At 63.6% G+C, this 22,892-nt stretch carries 18 protein-coding genes; 3 read left to right on the forward strand and 15 right to left on the reverse strand.

Translation table 11 applies throughout. The annotated features are described in order from the left end of the window. The first annotated feature begins 15 nt into the window (after positions 1-15). Together QTA58_RS08090 and QTA58_RS08095 are read left to right on the forward strand one after the other, a co-directional pair. The gene (locus QTA58_RS08090) at positions 16-1,392 is read left to right on the forward strand and encodes an LLM class flavin-dependent oxidoreductase (RefSeq protein WP_289672373.1); all 1,377 of its coding nucleotides are present in this window, start codon (positions 16-18) and stop codon (positions 1,390-1,392) included. A gap of 139 nt (positions 1,393-1,531) precedes the next feature. Beyond that, a complete protein-coding gene (locus QTA58_RS08095; protein WP_289672374.1) occupies positions 1,532-2,602 on the forward strand; it encodes an LLM class flavin-dependent oxidoreductase in 1,071 nt (356 codons plus the stop codon). A gap of 48 nt (positions 2,603-2,650) precedes the next feature. Here the strand turns inward: QTA58_RS08095 and QTA58_RS08100 are convergent, their stop codons facing one another. The 12 genes from QTA58_RS08100 to QTA58_RS08155 all read right to left on the reverse strand — a co-directional run bounded on the left by QTA58_RS08100 (position 2,651) and on the right by QTA58_RS08155 (position 15,894). After that, positions 2,651-3,499: an alpha/beta hydrolase gene (locus QTA58_RS08100; protein ID WP_085421779.1), complete on the reverse strand. Its 849-nt coding sequence runs from the start codon at positions 3,497-3,499 to the stop codon at positions 2,651-2,653. Between the two features lie 63 nt (positions 3,500-3,562). Next, complete coding sequence (locus QTA58_RS08105) at positions 3,563-5,065, reverse strand: ABC transporter substrate-binding protein (RefSeq protein ID WP_289672375.1); 1,503 nt, start codon at positions 5,063-5,065, stop codon at positions 3,563-3,565. Between the two features lie 61 nt (positions 5,066-5,126). After that, a complete protein-coding gene (locus QTA58_RS08110; RefSeq protein WP_289672376.1) occupies positions 5,127-5,705 on the reverse strand; it encodes a peroxidase-related enzyme in 579 nt (192 codons plus the stop codon). Further along, the gene (locus tag QTA58_RS08115) at positions 5,702-6,208 is read right to left on the reverse strand and encodes a hypothetical protein (protein WP_289672378.1); all 507 of its coding nucleotides are present in this window, start codon (positions 6,206-6,208) and stop codon (positions 5,702-5,704) included. The genes QTA58_RS08110 and QTA58_RS08115 overlap by 4 nt, the downstream gene beginning before the upstream one ends. A gap of 1 nt (position 6,209) precedes the next feature. Further along, complete coding sequence (locus QTA58_RS08120; protein WP_289672379.1) at positions 6,210-8,477, reverse strand: molybdopterin-dependent oxidoreductase; 2,268 nt, start codon at positions 8,475-8,477, stop codon at positions 6,210-6,212. Positions 8,478-8,482: 5 nt separating this feature from the next. Further along, positions 8,483-9,415 carry an ATP-binding cassette domain-containing protein gene (locus QTA58_RS08125; protein WP_289672380.1) on the reverse strand — a complete coding sequence of 311 codons (933 nt, stop codon included), beginning with the start codon at positions 9,413-9,415 and terminating at the stop codon, positions 8,483-8,485. After that, entirely contained in the window at positions 9,412-10,422 is a 1,011-nt protein-coding gene (locus QTA58_RS08130; protein WP_289672381.1) for an ABC transporter ATP-binding protein, read from the reverse strand. The genes QTA58_RS08125 and QTA58_RS08130 overlap by 4 nt, the downstream gene beginning before the upstream one ends. A 7-nt stretch (positions 10,423-10,429) precedes the next feature. Next, positions 10,430-11,620 (reverse strand): Xaa-Pro peptidase family protein, encoded by a 1,191-nt coding sequence (locus tag QTA58_RS08135; protein ID WP_289672382.1) that lies wholly within the window; start codon positions 11,618-11,620, stop codon positions 10,430-10,432. Beyond that, entirely contained in the window at positions 11,617-12,474 is an 858-nt protein-coding gene (locus QTA58_RS08140) for an ABC transporter permease (RefSeq protein ID WP_085421772.1), read from the reverse strand. The genes QTA58_RS08135 and QTA58_RS08140 overlap by 4 nt, the downstream gene beginning before the upstream one ends. 9 nt (positions 12,475-12,483) lie before the next feature. Continuing rightward, positions 12,484-13,401 carry an ABC transporter permease gene (locus tag QTA58_RS08145; RefSeq protein ID WP_289672383.1) on the reverse strand — a complete coding sequence of 306 codons (918 nt, stop codon included), beginning with the start codon at positions 13,399-13,401 and terminating at the stop codon, positions 12,484-12,486. A 34-nt stretch (positions 13,402-13,435) separates the two neighbouring features. After that, positions 13,436-14,914, reverse strand: a complete 1,479-nt coding sequence (locus QTA58_RS08150; protein WP_289673065.1) for an NAD(P)/FAD-dependent oxidoreductase — start codon at positions 14,912-14,914, stop codon at positions 13,436-13,438. 8 nt (positions 14,915-14,922) lie between these two features. Continuing rightward, entirely contained in the window at positions 14,923-15,894 is a 972-nt protein-coding gene (locus QTA58_RS08155; RefSeq protein WP_085421769.1) for a LysR family transcriptional regulator, read from the reverse strand. A gap of 417 nt (positions 15,895-16,311) precedes the next feature. Between QTA58_RS08155 and QTA58_RS08160 the strand changes: the two genes are divergently transcribed. After that, the gene (locus QTA58_RS08160) at positions 16,312-16,725 is read left to right on the forward strand and encodes a LuxR C-terminal-related transcriptional regulator (RefSeq protein WP_289672384.1); all 414 of its coding nucleotides are present in this window, start codon (positions 16,312-16,314) and stop codon (positions 16,723-16,725) included. A 319-nt stretch (positions 16,726-17,044) separates the two neighbouring features. On the opposite strand, the gene QTA58_RS08165 is transcribed toward QTA58_RS08160, so the two are convergent. The 3 genes from QTA58_RS08165 to QTA58_RS08175 are packed head-to-tail and all read right to left on the reverse strand — an operon-like array spanning position 17,045 to position 22,826. Further along, complete coding sequence (locus QTA58_RS08165) at positions 17,045-18,337, reverse strand: HlyD family type I secretion periplasmic adaptor subunit (RefSeq protein ID WP_289672385.1); 1,293 nt, start codon at positions 18,335-18,337, stop codon at positions 17,045-17,047. Between the two features lie 40 nt (positions 18,338-18,377). Beyond that, positions 18,378-21,065: a cadherin-like domain-containing protein gene (locus QTA58_RS08170; protein WP_289672386.1), complete on the reverse strand. Its 2,688-nt coding sequence runs from the start codon at positions 21,063-21,065 to the stop codon at positions 18,378-18,380. A gap of 24 nt (positions 21,066-21,089) precedes the next feature. Next, complete coding sequence (locus QTA58_RS08175) at positions 21,090-22,826, reverse strand: type I secretion system permease/ATPase (RefSeq protein ID WP_289672387.1); 1,737 nt, start codon at positions 22,824-22,826, stop codon at positions 21,090-21,092. Positions 22,827-22,892: the final 66 nt, after the last annotated feature.

Here is a 22,892-nt window from a genome sequence, read left to right on the forward strand (position 1 = left end):
AACGGAGGCAAGCCAATGAGCAGACAGAAGAGACAGATGCGGCTCGGGGCGTTCATCATGGCGACCGGCCATCACGTGGCCGCCTGGCGCCATCCCGACTCACAAGCCGATGCAGGCCTGAACATCGACCATTACCGCGAGCTGGCCCGGACTGCGGAACGCGGCAAGTTCGACCTCGTCTTCGTGGCAGACAGCCCGGCGGGCTGGGAACGCGCCAAGGACCCCGAAGCATTCCGCCGTACCGCCCAGGGAGCGCATTTCGAACCGGTCACGCTATGGGCGGCGCTGTCGCAGGCCACGAGCCATATCGGCTTCGTCGCCACCGCATCGACCACCTATGAGGATCCCTATCTTCTGGCCCGCAAGTTCGCCTCCCTCGACTATATCTCGAAGGGACGGGCTGCCTGGAACGTCGTCACGACAGGCGCAGACGTTTCGAAGAACTTTTCGATCCCGGGCCATCCGGCCCATGCCGACCGCTATGCGCGGGCCGAGGAATTCGTCGATCTCGTCAAGGGCCTGTGGGATTCCTACGAGGACGACGCCTTCATCCGCGACAAGGAAAGCGGCGTCTATCTCGATCCCGACAAGGTGCATCTCGTCGATCACAAGGGGCAGTTCTTCTCCGTCACGGGCCCGCTCAATGTCGGCCGTCCCGTACAAGGCTATCCCGTCATCGTGCAGGCCGGCGCATCGGAGCCCGGGCGAGAACTGGCCGCCCGCACTGCAGAGATGATCTTTACCGCCAACCAGACGCTCGAGGATGCGCAGGAATTCTATTCCGACGTCAAGGGGCGGCTCGCCCGCTATGGACGCAGGCCGGACGAACTTTTGATCAGCCCCGGCATCTTCCCCGTCCTCGGGGGGACCGAAGCGGAAGCCCAGGCAAATTACGACTATATCCAGTCGCTTGTTCACCCTTCCATCGCCTGGAACATCCTTGCCCGCCACTACAAGGGCGTCGATCTTTCCGGCTATTCGCTGGACGATCCCGCCCCTCCGCTGCCGCAGGGCACCGAACTCAACAAGAGCCGCCTGAAGCTGGTCTCCGACCTGGTTTCGCGCAATAACCTGACACTGCGCCAGTTCTATCTGGCGGTCGCCACGGCTCGCGGGCATCGCACGGTGGTCGGCACTCCGGAACAGATCGCCGACGCGATGCAGGAATGGTTCGAGAACGGCGCGGCGGATGCCTTCAACATCATGCCGCCGATCCTGCCCACCGGCCTGACCGACTTCGTGGACCAGGTGGTCCCGATCCTGCGCAAGCGAGGACTGTTCCGAGAGGAATACGAAGGCTCGACGCTCAGGGAAAACCTGGGCCTCAAGCGTCCGCGGAACGGCTTTGCGCTTCGGGCACGGAAGGAGCCGGAGGCACGGGCCGCCGGATGACGATCCATCCTGAATCTGCTCCACGGGAGAACTTGCCCGTTTCCGGTGTTGAGTTCGCCGGTCATCATCAATAGCATTCAGCCGGGATGCCTCCCGGCGATTTCACCAAGCCAACCACACAGAACTGCAGGCCTACCGCATGAGCAGCAATTCCGAATTTCTCTGGTACATCCCCAACGACGTCAAAGCAGGCCATCGCGGCGATACGGCCAATGAAGGCCACAACAGCCTGGAGACGCTGACGAGCCACGCGAAGGCTCTGGAGGAACACGGCTGGAAGGGCGCGCTCATCGGCACAGGCTGGGGCCGGCCCGACACCTTTACCGTCGCGGCCTCACTCGCGGCGCGGACCACCACTTTCGAGCCGCTCATCGCGATCCGCCCCGGCTACTGGCGGCCGGCGAACTTCGCGTCCGCCGCAGCCACGCTGGATCACCTCACTGGCGGCCGCGTGCGGGTCAATATCGTATCGGGCCAGGACAACCTCGCAGCCTATGGCGACAGCGAAGGCGATCAGGCGCACCGCTATGCCCGCACCAGGGAATTCATGCGGCTGGTCCGCAGACTATGGACCGAAGAGAACGTCACCTATGCGGGCGAGCACTTCCGGGTCACCGAGTCCACCGTGGTGCCGCCCATCGCGGTCCGCGGCGAGCGTCGGCATCCGAAGCTCTATTTCGGCGGCGCTTCGGAGGCGGCCGAGCGGGTCGCCGCCACCGAGGCCGATGTCCAGCTCTTCTGGGGCGAACCGCTCGACGGCGTCCGCGAGCGGATCGAACGGCTCAAGACGCTGAGCAGGAAGCTGGACCGCGACCTGCCGCCGCTGGAGTTCGGGCTGCGGATCACCACGCTGGTCCGCGACACGACGGAAGAGGCCTGGGCCGACGCCGAGGCGAAGGTGGCCGAGATGGCGAAGGCCAAGGGCGCCGGCTGGAACGATCACAAACGGGCGGTCGCGGTCGGCCAGCGGCGGCTGCTCGATCTGCACGAGCGCGGCGAGGTGCTCGACGACAATCTCTATACCGCGCCGGGCAAGTTCGGCGGCGGCGGCGCCGGCACCACCTGGCTGGTCGGTTCGGCGGCAGACGTCGCCGGTTCGCTGCGCAAGTACCGCGATCTGGGCATCACGCATTTCGTGCTCTCGGACACGCCTTATCTCCAGGAAATCAAACGGCAGGGCGATCAACTGCTGCCGCTGTTGCGCGGCTGACGCCCCGCAAACGGCTTCACTCAAGCAGGTTCACTCGGGCAAATTCACTCAGACAGGACTTGCGGTTCGGGCCAAAAATTCCCGAATGGCCGCGATGACCGTCTCATGTGCTTCCATGTGGACTGCGTGGTTGGCGCCGGGCACTTCCAGAAGCTCGCCCTTCGGGATCCGTTCGGCGATCAAGCGCGAGTGGTTGGGAGGGCAGATCCAGTCTTCGGCGCCGCAGACGACGAGTGTCGGGACGGGGATATCCTTGAGACGGTCGCGCAGGTCATAAAGCCGCTCCTTGAAGAGCGCGTTGTGCGTCTCCGCGTGGAGATGCATGGTGCGCGTCCGCTCCAAGGCCGCGTCGGGATCGAATTTTTCGTAGTAGAGCGGCTGCAGCGCCAGCCAGATGAGGCGCAGTTCCGTATCGTCCTTCACCTTGTCGGAAAACATCTTGTCGAGCATCGACAGGGAGGCGCTGGTCGCCTTGTGAATGCGTTCCTTGAACACCACCATCGCATCGTCTTCATGGTGATAGCTCGCCGCCGTGCCGCGCAGGATCAGCCGTGAAAGATTGTGACCGTACTTGACGGCGTAGGTCAGCGCGATCATGCCGCCGAACGAACCGCCTTCGAGAATGATCTTGCGGCCGCCGCAGAGGTTCACGCGGAAGGCTTCGACGTCATCGGCGAGCTGCTCGAACGTATAGGGAGGCGTGAGGCTCGTTTCGCCGCAGCCGCGCTGGTCGTAGGCGATCACCCGATACTTGTCGGCGAGCACCTTGTAGGCGTTGAACTCGCCCCGCCGGTCGCCGATGCCCCGCCCGCCGTGGAGCGCGATAATGGCTTCCGCATTCGGATCGCCGATATCGTCATAGACGAAGGTCGCATCGTTCAAGGTCACTGTCGGCATGGGATATCCTCGGGTCTGGCGGGAAGCATCCCGCGTCCGAAAGGAACGCGGGATGCGGGATCATCAGTTGGCGGGCTTCATGTCGAAGGCGCGCACCCAGTCGTCGCCGCGCGGCGTCCAGGTGATGCGCTTGGAGAGCCCGAAGGTCGCGGGCTGGGTGTAGAGGAAGAGCGCAGGCGCCTCGTCGCACATGACTTCCGTCGCCTTCTTGTAGGCGGCCAGGCGCTTTTCCTTATCCATGGTCGAACGGCCCTCTTCGAGAGCCTTGCCGAACTCGGCATTGTCCCAATAGGCGTACATATTGCCCGGCGCGAAGAGGGTCAGCAGACCGTCCGCGTCGATCGTCGGCCAGGCCTGGCTGAGCAGGCTCAGACGGGCCAGATCCTTGGTCTTGAGGTACTTGTCCATATAGGCGCTGAATTGCATCTCGACGATCTTCGTCTTAACGCCGATCTCCTCGAGCTGGCTTGCGACGGCCTGCACGACTTCCTCGCCGTTGAGATAGGTGCCGCTCGGAACGTCGAACTCGATCGGCTCGGACGGCGCACCGCCGGCCTGCTCGAGGAGCTCGGCCGCCTTGTCGGGATCGTATGGATAGGGCTTCAGGTCCGGATTGAAGCCGAAGTAGTTCTTCGACATCACTTCGCAGCGGGCAATCTCCGCCTGATCGTTGAAGATCGCCTTGACGATGCCTTCCTTGTCGATCGCGTAGTTCAGCGCCTGACGGAAGAGCTTGTTGTCGAGCGGCGGCTTCTGCGTGTTGAACTTGATGAACACGGTGCGCGTGCTCGGCACCGCGCCCGCCTGGGCGCTGCCGGCATCCTGGATGCGCTGGATCTCGGTGGTCGGGATCGAGTTCACGAAATCCACTTCGCCGGCTAGAAGGGCTGCGACGCGGCTCGCCGGCTCGGGGATCACACGGACGACCACCTGATCGAAATCCGGCTTCGGCCCCCAATATTGTGGATTGGCATCGAGCGTGAAGCTCTCGCCCGGCTTGACCGCCGTCAGGACGTAGGGGCCTCCGGACGCGGTCTCGGTCGCCGGCTTGTGCTCGGCAGCCCATTTCGGCGGCAGCAGGAAGAACATCGACAACTGCTCGATCATCGCCGGATAGGGAGAACTCGTCTTGATCTCGAGCTCGGTCGGGCTCACGACTTTCACATCGGAGATCAGCGTGAACCACGCCTTGATGCGGGCATTGACGGCGGGATCGCGAACGCGGTCGAAGTTCCACTTGACCGCCTCGGCGTCGATCTTCTCGCCGTCGTTGAACACCGCGTCGGAACGCAGCGTGATCCGCCAGGTATTGTCGTCGACGCTTTTCCACTCGGTGGCGAGCGACGGAACGATCTTCATGTCCGGCCCGCGCAGCACGAGCGACGGATAGATGTGGCTGAGCAGGCTCAGGTCGGTGCCGACCGAGGCCGTCATATGCGGGTCGAACGTGTTGACCGTGTTGGTGATGCCGATGGTCAGCGTCTTGCCCTGAGCAAGTGCCGTGGTCGATATCAATGCACTCAGCGAAAAGGCGGCGATTGCCGCCGATATCAGTTTCCTATTCATGCTCCAGCTCCTTCTGAATCGAAAATTCGTTTGATTTCATGCCCTTGTCCGCCGGAGGTGACTACTTCGCCTCCACGGGAGTGGAATGGCCGAGCGTATGCATCAACCGGTTGGCCCAGCCGAAGATCGCCGCCGAATGGATGAGGTCGATGATCTCGGCTTTCGACAGGCCGTGATCGCGCAAGGCCTGCACCTGCTCCCTCGTCACGCGGGAGGGCGTCTCCGAAAGCGTCCTGCAAAAATCGACGATCGCCTGGACCTTCGGTTCGAACGGGCCGTCGAGCCCCCGCATGTAGATTTCCTCGACGACATCCGAGCGGCCGGAGAGTTCGACATAACGGCGGGCGTGCACGGACGCGCAGTAGACGCAGCGGTTGACCGCCGAGGCGGTGAGCGCGCCGAGTTCCCGCTCCGCCCGGTCGAGCCCTCCTTTGGCATACATGATGGCGTTGAAGAGCTTCGTACGCGCCACATAGGATTCCGGGTCGTGCGCAAGGGTCCGCACATAGGGCGATACCTTCGTGTTGGAAGGCGTCACCTGCATGGCGGCGAGCTGTTCCTCCGTCGCCGTCGCGACGTCCACCGGCTCGATATAGGGCGCCCAGGAAAGTGCCTTGACCTTGAAGCCCGCCCCGCTCATGCCACCAGCTCCAGAACGCTGAGGCCGACGATGACGCGGGCCTCGAAATTCACAAAGGCGATCAGTTCCGACAGCGCGATGATCTGCGGATTGGTGAGCCCGGCCGCTTCGAGCCGTTCGATATCCGCCCTCGTGCTGTCACGCGGCGTCCTGGTGACGAAGTCGGCGTGACGGACAAGCGCCTTCGTGAAAGCATCGGCGTCGGAGGACAGATCCTCCGCCGCGGCGATGGCGGCAAGTTCGTCGTCGCTACCGGCTTCCTCCAGCATCAGGTCATAGGCGCGGGCGAGATCTTCACGGCCGATGAGGCGCGCCATGCGGGCGGCAAGGGCGGCGCGCATGGCATGACTGATGCCGAACCCATTGCGCGGCGCAAGCACGGTCTCGCGGCAAAGCTCCGCGCCTTCCACGAATTCCGGCCGCTCGCGGCGAGCCCTGTAGACTTCGGAGTCCGGCTTGAGGCCGGAAAGGATGTCGATCTGATCCATATTTTCAGTCCTCATGCTACTCGCCTGACGGTCCATCCTCAGGACGGCGCCAGGGGCGGATCGAAACCAGGCAGGAATTCGGCGCGGTCGCCTGCGACAGATGCGAGGCAGGCGTGATCGCGGTGAGCGTATTGGGATTGCCGCCACGGTCGATGCCCGCGGCATCGGGCCGAAACCAGCCGCCCGTCGGCAGGACGGCCACGCCTGGCATCAGGCGGTCGTCGACCGCCAGGGCGGCAACCGTGCTGCCCCGGTCGTTGTAAAGCTCGCAGAGTTCGCCGTCCTTGACGTCCAGTTCCTCGGCATCGGCCGCGCTCAGCTGAAACCTTTCGTAGCCATGGAGCTTGGCGTTCTGGCTCGCCGGGCCGTATTCAAGCTGTCCATGCAGACGGTGCGCCGGTTGCGGGGAGAGAAGATGGAAGCGATGCCGGGAGGCGAGCGGCGCGCCGAGCCATTCCTCCGGCTCCCTCCAGGCGGGGTGGACGCCGATATCGGGATAACCGAAATTGCCGACCGTGCTGGAACGGATTTCGATCCGGCCGCTCGGCGTCTTCAACGGCGCGGCCGCCGGATCCGTCACGAAACGGCGGAAATGATCGGCGGGTGCGGGGGCCATCTCACCCTCGTCCAGCGCCGCAAAACCCCGGAGACGGAAAGCCTGGTAATCCGGCAGTTCGGGATAGCGTTCGCGATAGCCCTCGTAGATGCGTGCCAGCCACTCGTCGATCCCGAGGTTTTCGTCGAACCGTTCACGGCAGCCGAGCTTTTCGGCAACCAGCCGATAGGCCTCATGGTCGGTCTGCACGCCCGCGGGCGGGTCCATGACCCGGCGGCTATAGACCAGCCAATTGTCGCGCGAGGAGGCGGCGATATCGTCCCGCTCGAAGGGAAAGGCGGACGGCAGGACGATATCCGCCATGCGGGCGGTGCCCGTCCACATGTTCTCGGTGACGATCACCGTTTCCGGCCGCCGGAAGGCTTCGGAAAGCCGGTTGAGGTCCTGGTGATGATGGAAAGGGTTACCGCCCGCCCACCAGACGAGCCGGATATCCGGCAGTTCGAGGGGACGGCCATCGTAATCGATCCGGCCGCCGGGATTTTCCAGGAGCTCGGTGATGCGCGCCACCGGAATGAAGTGGCGGACCGGGTTGACGCCCTGCTCGAAGGCAGGGCCTTTCAGACGCCGCACCGGCTGGCCGACGGAATTGACCGCCGTGAGGCCGAAGGCAAAACCGCAGCCCCGCTGGCCGACATGGCCCGCCATCGAAGCGAGCGCGATCGCCGCCCAGAAAGGCTGTTCGCCAAAGCGGGCGCGCTGCAGAGACCAGGCAACGTTGACGAGGCTGCGAAGGTCATGAAGATCCTCGGCGATTTCGACGATCGTCCCGACCGGCACTCCCGAAATCTTCGAGGCCCATTCGGCATCCTTCGTAATGCCGTCCGCCTCACCGATGAGATAGCTCTCGAACTCCCCGAAACCGACCGTGCAGCGTTTCAGGAACGGGCAGTCGAGCAGACCTTCGGTGAGCAGCGTGTGGCACATGGCGAGCATCACGGCGGCGTCGGTGTTGGGCCGCAGCGGAACATGGCGGACATTCGGTCCTTCGGGCGCGTCGCTTGCCGTCGGGCTGAACACGACAATACGCAGACCCTTTTCCTGGCTGCGTCGGAGCCATTCGACGGCGCGGTGGCTTCCCGTGCCGCCGGCCTCGACCTGCGCATTCGTCAGCCGGAGGCCGCCGAACCCGACGAGAAGCTCGCAATTGTCGGCGATATCGCTCCAGGAGGGCGAGGTATCGCAAGCATCCTTGTAATCAGGTCCCAGAACATGCGGCAGAAGCACGCCGGCCGCGCCGTAGGAATAGGTGTTGACCGAGGACGTGAAGCCGCCGGCAAGGTTGAGAAGCCGCTTGAGCTGGCTCTGCGCATGATGGAAACGGCCGGCGCTCGCCCAGCCGTACGAGCCGCCGAAGATCGCCTGATTTCCATGAGCGGAGCGGACGCGCCGCAACTCGTCCGCAATGAGGCTGGTTGCCCTGTCCCAGTCCACCTCCACGAAATCCTCACGGCCCCGCAAACCGCCCGTACCGGCGAGCGGCCCCTTTTCGAGCCAGGATCGCCGCACCATCGGCGCACGGATGCGTTCCGGATGATCGGCGAGGTCGAGATAGCCAAGCCCTATTTCCGACGGATCGGGATCGTGCCGGAAAGGCAGGAGCCGCGGCTTTCCGTTCGCATCCGCGCCGACCTCATAGGTTCCGAAATGGGTAGCGAATAGGTGCATGCTGCCTAGACTCCCAGAACGAAGTGCCCGTCTCCGACAGGCCGCAAAACGGCCTCCTCGGGCGGCAGATTGGCATTGACGTCGAAAGCGATGGGCCGGCGGTTCCGTTCGATGTCCGGATCGGGAACCGGGATCGCCGAAAGAAGCGCCCTGGTGTAGGGGTGCTGCGGATTTTCGAAGATCGCCTCGCAGGGACCGATTTCGACGATGCGCCCGCGCAGCATCACCGCGACCCTGTGGCAGAGATAGCGGATCATCGACAGGTCGTGGGCGATGAAGAGGTAGGTGAGGCCGAGCTCGTCCTGCAGGTCCTGGAATAGGTTGACGATCTGCGCCTGGATCGAGACGTCGAGCGCCGTGATCGGCTCGTCCGCCACGATGAAGGCGGGGTTGAGCGCGATCGCCCGGGCGATGCTGACGCGCTGGCGCTGGCCGCCGGAAAACTCATGCGGATAGCGCTTCATGAAGGATGGATCGAGGCCGACTTTCGAAAAGAGCGAGGCGACGCGATCCTGGCGCTCCGACCTGGAGCCCGACAGACCATGGACATCAAGCGGCTCGGCGACGAATTCGCCCACCGTCATGCGCGGATTGAGCGAGGCATAGGGATCCTGGAAGATGATCTGCATGTCGCGCCGATAGGATTTCAGCGCCGGCTTCGAGAGGCCCGTGATGTTTTCGCCCTTGTAGAGAATGTCGCCGCTTGTAGGCGCTTCGAGCTGCAGCAGGACGCGGCCGGTCGTGCTCTTGCCCGAGCCGGATTCGCCGACGAGGCCGAGCGTTTCGCCGGGTGAGATGTCGAAACTCACATTGTTGACCGCCTTCAGCAGCGGTACCGTGCCGCCGATCAGGCGTCTTTCGCCACCGTAATGTTTGCTGAGCCGGCTGACCGAAACGAGCGGCGCATTCATGGGGGCATCCATGGGGGCATCCGTCATGGCCGGTCCTCCATGCGCGCGAGCTCGGCGCGCAGATCGTACCAGGCCGCGACCTTGTGGCCCGGTACGCTGTCGGCAGCGTCAAGGAGCGGCGGCGTCTCGATCAGGCAGCGTTCAGTCGCGAAGGGATTGCGCGGCGCAAAGGGATCGCCGACCGGCTCCTGCGTCAGGTCAGGCGGATTGCCGGGGATCTGGTAGAGCCGGTTGACACCGCGCTTGCCGCCATGCGCGAGGGATTTCAAAAGGCCCCAGGTATAGGCGCTGCGCGGATCGTGGAAGACGGAGCGGACAGGGCCGCGCTCCATGATGCGGCCGCCATACATGACCTGAACGGTGTCGGCGAGGCCTGCGACCACGCCCATGTCGTGGGTGATCCAGATGACCGTCGTGCCGATCTTCCGCTTCAGGTCGCGCACCAGGTCGAGGATCTGCGCCTGCACGGTCACGTCGAGCGCGGTCGTCGCCTCGTCGGCGATCAAGAGCTTCGGATTGCAGGAAATGCCGATCGCGATCATCACGCGCTGGCGCATGCCGCCGGAGAATTCGTGCGGATATTGCCGGGCACGGCGGGCGGCATCGGGGATGCCGACCAGTTCGAGGAGTTCGACGACGCGCGCGCGCGCCTGGCCCGCCGACATACCGAAATGGCGCCGAAGCGGCTCCGCGATCTGGCGCTCGATGGTCAGCACCGGGTTGAGAGAGGTCATCGGATCCTGGAAGACGAAGCCGATCTCCTTGCCGCGCAGGTCGAAAAGCTCACGCTGCGAAAGGGCCAGCAGGTTGCGTCCATTGAAGATCACCTCGCCGCGCACGATGCGGCCGGGCGGCGAGGCGATCAGCCCGACCATCGAGAGAGCATGCACGCTCTTGCCCGAGCCCGATTCACCGACAATGCCGAGCGTCTCGCCTTCCTCAAGGCTGTAGGACACATCGTTGACGGCGTGCACCGTGCCGGACGGCGTGTCGAACGCGACAGTGAGATTGCGGACCTCGAGCAGCGGAGCCATCGGACGCTCAGACCTCCAGATAGCCGCCGGCCGAGCGGGTCAGGTATTCACGGCCGGTCCCGGTGACGAGCACGGTGTCGGATATCTGCGTGGCGCAGACGCCCGGCACGCGAATATTCGGTTCGAAGGTGAAGATCATGCCGGGCTCCACGACCAGTGGCGAAGCGGCATCGAGCGACGAATGCTCGTGCGCGCCAAGGCCGATGCCGTGGCCGATGCGACCCGGGATATTGGCGCCGTAGCCGCGCGCCTTCAGGCCCTCGCGCGTGCGCTCGAACAGCTCCTTGTAAGGCGTGCCGGGCTTGATGTAGGCGTCGACCTCCTCGCGGATTTCGAGGATGGCGTCGAGCGCGCGCTTGTTGACGTCCGGCAGCGGGCCGATCGCGACGGTGCGCTCGTTCTCCGCATGGATGCCGTTGGCAATCGTCCAGATGAGGACGGAGACGGTTTCGCCGCGCTCAGGTTTGCGCTGGGTCGGGTTGTCGCAATTGAAGAACATGCGCGGGCCTGAAAGAACCCAGGTCCACAGGCCGTTCTGTACGCCGCCTTCGAGAGAGCCGAAGTCGCAGACCTCGACATCCGGATAGTTTGCGGCCCAGAGCTTGTTCATCTCGTGCATAGAGGCGATCGCGACATCCCGCTCCGTGCCACCGGCGGCGAGTGCCGCAACGGCGGTATCCATGCCAACGTCGGCGATCTTCGCGGCGATCCGGGCGTGGGCGATCTCGTCGGGATCCTTGATCAGGCGGCAATGGTCGATGAGATGGCTGACATCGGTAAATTTCGCCTCCGGCAGCGCCTTGCGAAGCTGATTGAGGCGCTGGATCGAGACGAATTCCTCCTCTATGCCGACGGTTTTTCCGGCAACGCCGAGATCGCCGAGGATCGAGGCCAGCGCATCCTGCCAGTTCGGTCCCATCGTCACCTTGGTGGACCAGGCGCCGTAAAGGCGGATATCCGGCACCCAGGCGCTCGCCCGGCCATGGTCGTCGCGCAGCGCATGCACCAGCATGATGGGGTCGTGATCGCGGGTGAGGATCGCGATCACCGGATGAGAATAGATGATCGGATTGAAGCCGGTGAAATAGAAGCTGTTTTCCGGCTTGAAGGACACGATGACATCAATGTCCTGCTTGGCCATGCCGGCCTTCAGGCGTCCGACGCGGGGCGGCAGGGTGGAACGAGAAAGCTGGTTCATCGCGTGGTCCTCAATTTCGGATCGAAGTAATCGCGCAGCCAGTCACCCAGAAGGTTGACGCTGAGCACGGTGAGAAGGATGGCGATCCCGGGGAAGGTGACGATCCACCAGGCCGTCGAGATGTAGACGCGACCGTCGGCGAGCATGCGGCCCCAGCTCGGATTGGGCGGCTGGACGCCGAGGCCGAGGAAGGAAAGCGCGGCATCCATGATGATGATGCGGGCAAGCTCCAGCGTCGCGATGACGAGTGCCGGGGTGATCACGTTCGGCAGCAGGTGCTTGATCATGATGCGCCAGGTGCTTGCTCCGATCGCATGCGCCGAGAGGATGAACTCCCGCTCCCGGAGCGCCAGAACCTGGCCGCGGATGATGCGGGCGTAACGCAGCCAACTCGTCAGCGCGAGCACGATGATGAGGTTCGTGGTGGAAGGCCCGAGTGCCGCGATCACCAGAAGCGCCAGCAGCATCAGCGGCAATGCGAGCTGGATATCGACGATGCGCATCAGCACGCGATCGACCATGCCGCGATAATAGCCTGCGACGATGCCGAGCAGCGTTCCCGCGATACCGCCCAGAACGACCGCTGCCGCAGCGATCGTCAACGTCACCCGGCTCCCATAGACGATGCGGGAGAGGATATCGCGGCCGAGCTCGTCGGTGCCAAGCGGATGGGCGCCCGGCGAGAAAAGACCCGTCCAGGTGGGCGCCGACATGCGGGCGACGAGGTTCGAGCGCGTCGGCACCGGCAGGCCGAGATAGGGTGCGAGCAGCGCCGCCAGAACGAAGATGACGACAAGGACGAAACCGAACAATCCGGCGCGGCTTTTGAGGAGGGCGAGGAAGAAAGACTTCATGAGCCGCTCCTATCGCCGACGGATGCGCGGATCGAGCACGCCGTAAAGCAGGTCGACCAGCAGATTGACGAGGATGAAGATGGCGGCGACCAGCGCGACACCGGCCTGGATGACCGGGAAATCCTGCGCCTGGATGCCCTGCATGATGATGCGGCCGACGCCCGGCCAGGCGAACACCGTCTCGATGACGACCGAGCCGCCGAGAAGTTCGCCGGCGATGATGCCGATCATGGTGACGACAGGAATCAGCGCATTACGCGCGATATGCCAGAAAAACACCGTGCGCGGCATGAGGCCCTTGGCGCGGGCCGTGCGGACATAATCCTCGCGCATGATGTCGAGCAGGGAGGAGCGCAGCAGCCGGGCGATGGAGGCGGAGACGAAGACCGACAACGTTAGGCCCGGCAGCACGAGATGGGCGATCGTGCCCGAACCGCCGGTGGGCAGCCAGCCGAGATCGACGGAGAAGAGGAGGATCAGCATGATGCCGAGCCAGAAGACCGGCGTCGCCTGCCCGAGAAGCGCAGCGATCATGACGATGAATTCGGATATCGTGCCGCGCTTCAGCGCCGCGATCGCGCCCGCGACCGCGCCGATCAGGGTTCCGAACAGGAGTGCGGTGCCGGCTAGCTCGAAGGTCGCCGGCATGCGCTCCAGCACCACGTCCATCGCCGGCCGGTTGTGCTGGAAGGAAATGCCGAAATCGCCGCGCAGCATGGCAAACAGGGAAATCGCATATTGTTCGAGGATCGGCCGGTCGAGACCAAGTCCTGCACGCAACGTATCCAGATCCTGCTGGCTCGCGCCGACCGGCAGCAGCAGGACCGCCGGATCCCCCAGCACGCGGCTGACGAAGAAGACGATCGTCACCACGCCCCAGATGGCGACCAGCGCTTCCACCAGCTTGACGAGGAGGTAGCGGGTCACGGCCGGAGCCCTCCGGTTATGAAGGCAGCGCGCTTCATTCGGCGGCACCCTTGCGGAGTTCATCGAGGGTCGCGGCGGAATCGGTCCATTCGTCGCCGAGAAGTTCCGGCGTCTCGTAGGCCATGAGGCTGGCGAAATGGTGCTCCCGATCGGCGACGAAGAGGCTGCGGGCGATGCCACGCGCCAGCCGCCGGCCGCCGTCGCTGACGGCGGGAATATCGCCGGAAAGCTTGCCGTGGCTCAGCGATGCCGGATAGTTGAAGCAGTGGACAAGGCGCAGTGCCGGGCAGGTTCCCGGCACTTTTTCGAGGAATTCGAAATCCGGACCGAGATAGGGGGAGGTCGCAAGCTCGCCGTTCTCCATGCCTTCGGCAGGCGTAAAGATATCCTGCCAGAAGCGGATGAAGGGCGCGAAGTTCTTCAGTTCGGGACGCCGGTCGAGATCGACGCGAAAGCCGGTGGCGAAGATGACGAAATCATATTCCAGCGCGCCTCGATTTGTCTCGACGACGACCTGGTCGCCGCTCTGGCGCAGGCCGCGGGCGGCGGTGTCGAGAAAGAAGCGGCCACCCGGGTGGCGGGACACGCGCAGCGTGGAATCTCGCGGCGGCGGCGTCTGGGCGCCGAGCACGTAATCCATGAATTTCCATTTCCAGTCGTCGCTCAAGCCCGCAAAGCCCTGCACGACGCCCTGGCTGGAAATTCCGGTGAACTTGTTGACGCGCGGCATCTCCTTGCGCCGGATGATCATGTCGACGCCATCCGCTCCCGCCTCAAGCGCGGTGGCGGCATTGTCCATGGCCGAGGCGCCCGCCCCGATCACCGCAACCCGTTTGCCCTTGAGCGCCGCGAAATCGATATCGTCGGCGGAATGCGCCCAGAACCTGCGGTCCACATCTTTGGCGAATTCCGGCACGTAACCACAGCCGAGACCGTCGCGGCCGGTCGCCAGGATGACATGCCGTGCGTAGATCCACTCTTCCCTGCCGCTCGCCTTATCGGTTGCGTCGAGCGCGATCAGGTTTTCGCCGACCGGTGCCATATCGGTGACGGTGACGAGATTGCGGACCGGCAGGGCAAGCACCTTGCGGTACCAGACCAGATATTCCATCCACTGGTCCTTGGGAATCTTGCCGAGCGCTTCCCAGGCTTCCGCACCGAACTGCGCCACGTACCAGGCCCGGAAGGTCAAGGCCGGCAGGCCGAGCGCGGGACCGGTGAGCTGCTTCGGAGAGCGGAGCGTCTCCATGCGGGCGTAGGTAATCCAGGGTCCTTCGAGCCCTTCCGGCGCACGGTCGAGGCAGATGACGTTGAAAATGCCGAGCATCTTCAGCGATGCGGCAGCCACCAGCCCGCACATGCCGGCGCCGATGACGACGGCGTCATAAACCCGCCTTCCGTCGTATTCGGTTGCCGGTACCCAGTCCTTCGGAGGAAGTTCCAGCAGAGAAAGATCTTCCGCCAACCGTTTTTCGAGGTTTGCAAGACCATTCGCCGGCCGGGGGTTCTGCACGGTCAAAATCAATGCTCCTGTGTATTCCGATCGGCGCCGAACGTAGCGTCGGCGACGCGCTCGATATGGCCCGGATCATGGGCCACGAAGCCCGGCATGCGGGCGGCCGAAATCCGGATGATCAATTGGATGAGCTCAAGGACATTGTCCGGAAGCGGTCTGGACGCGGCGGAGAAAACTCCCCAGAGGAAGGGAATATTCATGTCGAGGGGGCGTATCTCGACATTCTTGAGCTCGACGCCATAAGCGGTCGCGGGCTCGACGATAGCGACGCCGAAACCGGTCGAGGCAAGCCGAACCGCAGTCAGCGCCGTATTCGTGTCGATGAGCCGCGACGGCCTGACCTCGGCTGCCTGAAGGGCCTGATTGACGCGCCGGCGCAGCCGGAACGGATTCGCCATGGTGATCAGATTGCGGCCGGCGAGATCGTGCATGGAAATCGTCTGCCTCGCCGCCAGCGGATCGTCCGAGGCAACCGCCGCCACACAGGGCGACTGAAAAAGCCCATGGATCTCGAGACCCGGATGTTCGACGGGCAGAGAGGCAACGCAAAAATCGGCAGTCCTTGCAAGCACCGACTGAACCGCGGCCTCGGCGGAAATGCTGCGCAGGTGAACGTTCCGCGGCAGGAGGCCCTCCGGCATCTCGGCAAGCGCAAGCGGCACCAGGCCCCCCGCAAAGGCCGGAATTGCGGCAATCTCGATAGGCCCGAGCTCTTCCGAAGCGATCGTCTTGGCCCGCTCCTGGAGCTGACCGATGCCGGTCAGGAAACGCTCCGCATCCGCATGGAAGGTGACCGCTTTGGGCGTCGGGGTGATACGCGGTCCGTTCCGCTCGAAGAGCGCAAAACCGATCGAAGCCTCAAGCTCCTGGATCAGCCGCGTCACCTGCGATTGCGACCGGTCGAGCAGCCGCGCGGCAGCAGTGATACTCCCGGCCGACATGACCGCGAGAAACACTTCAAGCTGCTTGATTTCCATCGCTCAATCCATAATGCATAAATTGCAGCATTGATCCACATCAATTCAAGAATTGCATAATCCAGCAATTGTGCAACAAAAACTTTTGCTCGGATTCTGGGCAAAGCGAAATGCTCGCCTGCGTTATTGCCGAGCAGGAGCATGGGATTGCGGCTCTTCACCACTTGCCCATCTTCAGCATCGCCGGCGGCCGACCGCAGTTCTCAAGCAGGCGGTCGAGAGAGCCGAGGCGCCAAGTTGCTCCATCCGATGCCGGGTTTTTTCTTTGATTTTTGCGGCTTCGACTTTCGGCTAGCGGCCAGAAGCCCTGATCTACGCCTAAGGATTAATCTTTATGAAGGCTTCGCGGCTTGCAAAGCTTTAGTTACTTCTTAATTTAATTCAACGTAATATAATGGTGAGTAATCGGGGACGGTTATGTATTTGACCAAGGAATCAGAGCATTTAGTTTCTGATACCGAAAAGCAAAAACTCATACGGGGCTTGCGCAAACTTGCAGAGGACCTGGAGCGAGGCATGATTCCGCTGGAGAACCTCCCATGCCTCATCTCACTTAGTGAGAAAGATCGGGACGGTGTTCATGCGATATGCATCCTTTCCCCGTCGCAAGTCGAAGCCTCCCTGCGAGCCAAGGAACTCCTCTCAAGTCTCACCCCCCGACAGGTCGCCATTCTCGACAGGATCCTGGTCGGAAAGTCCGCAAAGATAATCGCCTATGAATTAGGGGTAAGCCAGCGAACGGTGGAAAACCATATCGGCACCATTCACCGAAAAGCCAGGACTCGCCGGCTTCCCGAACTACTCGCGCTGGTCTATGCCCGGTTGCCGTAGACCGGAAACCAGCCTTATCCACCTTCCCGCCGCCCTCGTACCACGAAAAGAGGGATAGCATTCATGGCCAGGACCGGCGAAAATCCGAAAGGATGGAAGCCGACCCCCACACTGTGAAAATCAGGTTATTGACCTTGAAACGGCGCCGTCTAAAAAAGATTTCGCGTATGGGTCGCAACGCGCGCATTGACGGCCGTCATGCGTAAGGGCCCGGCGGGCGACCGCCGGGCCTTTTTTGCTCCAGTCGCCGCCGGACTGTGGCCACGTCCTGCGGATCGCCATTCCCGACAGTGCCGGATATGAAAGCTCTCTACGGTTTCTACTCCTCCCTGAAGGCACGCATCATCTGGTCGGTGAACGGCTTCGTCAGGTAGGACAGAGCACTGCGTTCGCCGGTTTGTACATAGACCTCCACGGGCATTCCCGGCATCAGCTCCCGATCGCCCAACTTGGATACATCGTCGAGCGAAAGCGTCGCGAGGTAGAACGGCTGGCCGGTGCTTCGATCCGTCGAGGTCGCGGCGGCGACGATTTTCACTGCTCCATGAACCTCCGGCGTCGTGCGCTGATTGAAGGCCGTGAACCGCATCCGAGCGGGCTGGCCAGACGCGATCCGGTCGATATCCACCGGCGCGACGCGGATTTCCACATTCATGTCCTCACTTTTCGGAGCGATGGACATGATCGTCGTGCCGGCGCCGATGACGCCGCCGATCGTGTGGATCTGGAGGTCATATACAAAGCCATCGACGGGGGCTTTGACTTCCATCCGGGACAGGCGATCGCGAGCGGCGATTTCGCGCTCCCGCATTTCGGCGATCTTCGACTCGATTTCCACAATCTCACCCTGCGCCTCCTTGCGCATGTTCTGATCGACGGAGAGCAGCTTCATCCGCGTTTCGCTGATCTCGCTTTCGGCCTCGGCGATGCGGGCGGCAAGCTCTCCGTGGGTGCCTTCTATGCGCGCCATCTGGCGCAGCATGTCGCGCAGCTGGGCAACCGGCACGAGGCCGCTTTTGACCAGCCGCTCCATCTTGGCGACCTCCTGCGTGACGATTGCCTTTTCGCGGTCGTTCGATTCGTCCTGCGCCTTGAACCCGCGTACCTGCTCCTCCAACTGGCGCACCTGCAGGCGGAGCTGTTCACGCTGATTGGTGAGCATTTGCCGGTTTTCCTTGAAGAGCTTGGTCTCGCTTTCGATCAGCGCCGATGGAAGCGTGCCGCCGGAGAAATCGATCAGATCCCTGCCGTCGCGCTCCGCCGTGAGGCGTGCTCCCATGGCGACAAGCTGCTGAAGCTGCGTTCTGACGATCGCGAGCTCGACCCGGGTTTGCGTTTCGTCCAGCCGCAGCAACACATCTCCCTTGCGGACGGCGTCGCCGTTGCGCACGAGAATCTCCGAAACGATGCCGCCGTCCCGATGCTGGATCATCTTCACCTGCTGCGAGACGACTACCTGGCCCTGCGCGATGATGGCCCCCGAAAGCTTGGCCTGCGCCCCCCAGCCCCCGACGCCGAGTACGAGCAAGCCGGCAAGCACAGTGGAGAGATACACCCTCGCTGAGATGCCGAACTGTTCCTTTTTCGTCGTTTTCCTTGCGTCCTCAGTCATTTCCATGCCTCCCCAGCTGCTGCGTCCGCGCTCCAAGCCTTCAGCCGCGCCCCGCCAGATCATCCGTCGCGTTCTGCATCGCAGCGAGGATGAAATCCCTTTCCGTCAGTTCATGACGACCGTAGAGCAGGATCTCGATGTCCTGGTCGCGCTCCAGATCGACGATCGCCTTGACAATCGTCCGCTCGCCGTCGGCAAGCGTCTGGTGGTAGAAGGTGACGCGCTGGACATTTGTGCCTTCGGCTTCGTCCACCAGGCTACGGAACACCAGTCCGCCCACCTGCGATGCGATTTCGGAGAAATCTATCCGGTCGCCTACGCCGAAATCCCTGATTTCGTCCCGGCCAAGTCCCTGGTTCAAGACGGAATCGAAATTGCGAAAGACGAAGACGTCGGCTTGCCCGCCACCCGCGAGAAAGTTGACCGCGCTATTGGCGACGATGGTATCCGCTCCATTTCCGCCGATCGCCGCCTCGAAGCCTTCGAGGCGGTCGGCGCCGATATCGCAGCCGCTCGCCGTGCCGCGCTCGAGATCGATCACGACCGCCTGCACCGCGGCGGAGGCATCGTAGGTATCACTGCCCGCGCCTCCGCAATAAACGTCGTCGCCGTCGCCAGCAGATCCGGCGCTGGAAATCACGGCGACCACGATGGTATCGTTGCCGGCACCGCCGGAGACCATATCGTTGCCGCGACCGCCGGCCAGAATATCGTCGCCGCCGCGGCCGGCCAGCCGGTCATCCCCGTCGCCGCCGACCAGAAGGTTCGCCCCGGAATCTCCGGCCAGCCGGTCGTCGCCGCGACCGCCGAGAACAGCCTCGAAGCCGTTCACAAGGTCCGTGCCGATTTCGCCGCCGCGAGCAAGTTCGGCTTCGAGATCGGCCAGCACCGCCTGCACCAACGGTGTCAGATCGAGCGTATCGAACCCGTCGCCGCCGAAATAGGCATCGTTGCCGTCCGATGTCGTGACGTTTTCGGCCGGCGCTTCCTCGCCGCTCCGGCCAGCGACGATCGTGTCGTCGCCCGCATCGCCGGCGACCATATCGTCACCGCTATCACCGCTCAGCCGATCGTCCCCGTCACCGCCTGCAATCGCATCGTTTCCGGCTTGCCCGTCGAGATGATTCGCACCGGCATCGCCCATCAGCAGGTCGCCGCCCGCTCCGCCGACAACCGCTTCGATGCTTTCGAGCCGATCGTTGCCGATCTCCTTGCCCGTCGCCGTGCCGGCGGCAAGATCGACAGCAACGGATTGTTGCGCCGTGCTCACATCGAGCACGTCGAGGCCTTCGCCGCCGGAATAGATGTCGTCGCCATCCGGTGCGGCAGTCTCTCCGGCACGCCCTTCCTCGCCACCCTTGCCGGCGGCGATCCTGTCGTCACCCGCGCCTGCGACAACGACGTCGTTCCCGCCGCCGCCGGTCAGGCTGTCGCGGCCTTCGCCGCCGTCGAGAAGGTCCTCACCTTTCCCGCCGAAGAGCTGGTCGCTGCCGTCGTCTCCGAAGAGCCTGTCGTCACCGCTGCCGCCATCGAGCCAGTCGTCGCCAAGACCGGCGAGGAGTTGGTCATCCCCTTCGTCGCCGAAGAGCATGTCGTCGCCATCCCCGCCGAAGAGGATATCCCTGCCCCGCCCTCCGGAAAGATGATCCCGGCCGGCGTCACCATAAAGCAGATCGTCGCCATCCCCGCCGAGCAGCCTGTCGTCGCCATCGCCGCCGACAAGGATGTCGCCGGCCTCGCGGCCGTAGACGGTATCGTTGCCGTCCAGCCCCGCGACGATGTCTTCCTGAGGCGTCCCGAGAAGCACATCGTCGCCTTCGGTGCCGAAGAGTTCGCGCGGCGGATGCTTCAGGAGATCGAAGACGGCCTCGGAGGAGATCGCGCCCTTGCCATCCGAGACGCCGTAAGAGAAGGTTACCTGCCCGAGATAGCCGCGCTCCGGCGTATAGATCCAGGCGTCGTCGCCGTAAGCGCGGATGGTGCCGCTGGAAACGGTCAGGTTCTCCACCATCAGCGCGTCCCCATCGAGATCGCGGACCATCGCCAGCAGGTCATCCAGCATAATCACCACGGACAGGTTCATCAGACCGTTCGCGAGCTGGGCCCTGCCAAGCGAGAAAGGCAGCCGATTGGCGCGCGCACCTCCGTCGTCGTCATCGTCGGTATCCGGCAAGGGATCATCATCGTCTTCGGGGATGGGATCGTCGTCCCTTCCATGGCCAGGCGGCCCTCCATTCTCCACCGCAGGCGGTTTCCGGCCAGGCGGCATGGAGGGATACCCGAAATTTTCAGTTCGATCGACGACGCCCCAATCGTTGTCGTTGGCACTCCCGGCGCGGAGGATACGGCCGCCGGCCGAAAAACCGGCGGTTTCCGCAAAAGCGAGGCGCGCAGAAGCGACGTTACGGGCGGACTGGACCTCATCCGCCGCGGGGCCTATCTGCACGGCCATCTCGCGGAGGAAGGCGGCGACCTCCTCGATCACTTCGATATCCGATCTGGCCGCTTCCTGCGGCGGCGCTTCTTCCGGCTCGACCGCCGGCTGGCCGTCCTCCCGAGACTGATCGGGCTGGACCTTGCTCAGAACCGCACCCATGGCGCCGAAGAGGACGGCGGGAAAAAGCAGCATCTTCCTGCGGCCGCCCGTCTTCTCGGCGATTTCGAACTTGTTCATGGGAGCGATCGCCGACTGCGCGTCGGGCAATCCCAAAACCAGCTTCGTCTCCATTCATCCCTCCTCGCCGTTTTCGCGTTATTCGCCAACCAGCGACTTCTGGCGCTCGCCACCCGTGCTCTTCTCGACGACGAGAGGGCGCGCCTTCAAAGGCTGGATAATCTGTTCCTTTGGACCGAAGGCCGTCAGCCGCCCGCCCTGCACCAGGCCCACCATATCGACCGCCTGAAGCGCGCTTGGCCGGTGGGCTACGATGACGACGATGCCGCCGCGCTCCCGCACCGCCATGATCGCCTTGGTCAGGGCCTCCTCGCCTTCCGCATCCAGATTGGAATTCGGCTCGTCCAGCACGACGAGGAAGGGATCGCCGTAGAGCGCGCGGGCAAGCGCTATGCGCTGGCGCTGGCCCGCCGAAAGCGCCGTTCCATGCGGGCCGAGCTCGGTCTGATAGCCATCCCGCAGATGGACGATCATTTCGTGGATGCCCGCCGTCTTTGCCGCATGGATGATCTTCCGGGCATCGGGCGTTTCGGCAAAGCGCGAGATGTTTTCCGCGATCGTCCCGTCCATGAGCGCGACATCCTGCGGAAGATAGCCGACATGTTCTCCGAAGAACGCATCCGTCCACTGGCCTAGATCGGCTCCGTCGATACGCACCGAACCACGCAGGACCGGCCATATTCCGAGTATGCTGCGGGCGAGCGTCGTCTTACCGCCGCCGCTGGGCCCGATAAGGCCGAGCGCCTGACCGGCCCTCACCTCCAGGCTGACGTCGCTGAGCAGCACGGCGCCGGTCGTAGGCGCGACCGTCGTTATGTTGTCGACGACCAGGTTCTGCTGCGGAGCCGGCAGGTCGATCAAGGCCGATTTGTCCTTGAGCACGGCCAGCGTTTCGCTGATGCGGTGATAACTGCGGCGGGCCGCGACCACGCCCTTCCATTGCGCAATCGCCTGGTCGACCGGCGCGAGCGCGCGCGCCGTCACGATGGACGAGGCGATGATGGCGCCGGCGGACATTTCGCCCTTTATCGCGAGATAGGCGCCAAGTCCCAGTATCGCCGACTGGAGCATCATGCGCAGGACCTTGGAAATGCCGGAAAGCGTGCCGCCGATATCGGACGTCCGGGTCTGACATTCCAGATGGCGGCGGTTGGCGCGCTCGAACCGCTCGACGGCCCGGCGGGTTATGCCCATGGCGTGCAGCACGTCGCTGTTGCGGGTGTTGGAGTCCAGCACGGCATTTCGCGTTACCGATATCTTGACCATGGACCGGGCATGCCGTCGTGTCAGGACTTCGGCCACGAGCGTCAGGAGCGCCAGGACCAGCGCTCCCCCCACAGTCAGCATTCCGAGCATGGGGTGAAGCAGCCAGACGAAGATCAGATAGACGGGCATCCAGGGCAGGTCGAAGAGCGCCACCGGCCCCTGGCCGGCCAGGAAGCTCCGCAGCGTGTCCACGTCGCGGCCTCGCTCGGCGGCTTCGGCGGTGGAATAGCCGTAGCGCGGCATCTCGATCACCACTTCATGCGCGAGCGGCGCGAGCCGCGAATCCAGCCGTGCTCCGAGCCGGACCAGAATCTGCGAGCGCAGGATGTCGAAAATGCCCTGGAAGAGATAGAGCCCGATCGCCAGCACCGAGAGGGCTATCAAGGTCGAAATGCTGCCGCTGGTCAGCGCCCGATCATAGATCTGCAGCATGTAGAAAGCGCCCGTGAGGGCAAGGATATTGATGATGCCCGACAGGCCGAAGAGGTAGACGAAAATGCCGCGCAGCCCTTCGATCCTGGTATGTGATGTCGTCTTCTTCTCGGTCATGACACGCCCCATCCCAATACGGAAATTCCACCCCATGGCCGGACCTGCCGGCCATGGGGCCCCCTC

Origin of the sequence: Neorhizobium sp. CSC1952 (assembly GCF_030378245.1) — a bacterium.
Lineage (GTDB): Bacteria > Pseudomonadota > Alphaproteobacteria > Rhizobiales > Rhizobiaceae > Neorhizobium > Neorhizobium oryzae_A.

Excerpts from the sequence above, each read along its gene's own strand:
- QTA58_RS08090 (WP_289672373.1), top strand. The coding sequence starts at position 16 with ATGAGCAGACAGAAGAGACAGATGCGGCTCGGGGCGTTCATCATGGCG.
- QTA58_RS08095 (WP_289672374.1), top strand. The coding sequence starts at position 1,532 with ATGAGCAGCAATTCCGAATTTCTCTGGTACATCCCCAACGACGTCAAA.
- QTA58_RS08100 (WP_085421779.1), bottom strand. The coding sequence starts at position 3,499 with ATGCCGACAGTGACCTTGAACGATGCGACCTTCGTCTATGACGATATC.
- QTA58_RS08105 (WP_289672375.1), bottom strand. The coding sequence starts at position 5,065 with ATGAATAGGAAACTGATATCGGCGGCAATCGCCGCCTTTTCGCTGAGT.
- QTA58_RS08110 (WP_289672376.1), bottom strand. The coding sequence starts at position 5,705 with ATGAGCGGGGCGGGCTTCAAGGTCAAGGCACTTTCCTGGGCGCCCTAT.
- QTA58_RS08115 (WP_289672378.1), bottom strand. The coding sequence starts at position 6,208 with ATGAGGACTGAAAATATGGATCAGATCGACATCCTTTCCGGCCTCAAG.
- QTA58_RS08120 (WP_289672379.1), bottom strand. The coding sequence starts at position 8,477 with ATGCACCTATTCGCTACCCATTTCGGAACCTATGAGGTCGGCGCGGAT.
- QTA58_RS08125 (WP_289672380.1), bottom strand. The coding sequence starts at position 9,415 with ATGACGGATGCCCCCATGGATGCCCCCATGAATGCGCCGCTCGTTTCG.
- QTA58_RS08130 (WP_289672381.1), bottom strand. The coding sequence starts at position 10,422 with ATGGCTCCGCTGCTCGAGGTCCGCAATCTCACTGTCGCGTTCGACACG.
- QTA58_RS08135 (WP_289672382.1), bottom strand. The coding sequence starts at position 11,620 with ATGAACCAGCTTTCTCGTTCCACCCTGCCGCCCCGCGTCGGACGCCTG.
- QTA58_RS08140 (WP_085421772.1), bottom strand. The coding sequence starts at position 12,474 with ATGAAGTCTTTCTTCCTCGCCCTCCTCAAAAGCCGCGCCGGATTGTTC.
- QTA58_RS08155 (WP_085421769.1), bottom strand. The coding sequence starts at position 15,894 with ATGGAAATCAAGCAGCTTGAAGTGTTTCTCGCGGTCATGTCGGCCGGG.
- QTA58_RS08160 (WP_289672384.1), top strand. The coding sequence starts at position 16,312 with ATGTATTTGACCAAGGAATCAGAGCATTTAGTTTCTGATACCGAAAAG.
- QTA58_RS08165 (WP_289672385.1), bottom strand. The coding sequence starts at position 18,337 with ATGACTGAGGACGCAAGGAAAACGACGAAAAAGGAACAGTTCGGCATC.
- QTA58_RS08170 (WP_289672386.1), bottom strand. The coding sequence starts at position 21,065 with ATGGAGACGAAGCTGGTTTTGGGATTGCCCGACGCGCAGTCGGCGATC.
- QTA58_RS08175 (WP_289672387.1), bottom strand. The coding sequence starts at position 22,826 with ATGACCGAGAAGAAGACGACATCACATACCAGGATCGAAGGGCTGCGC.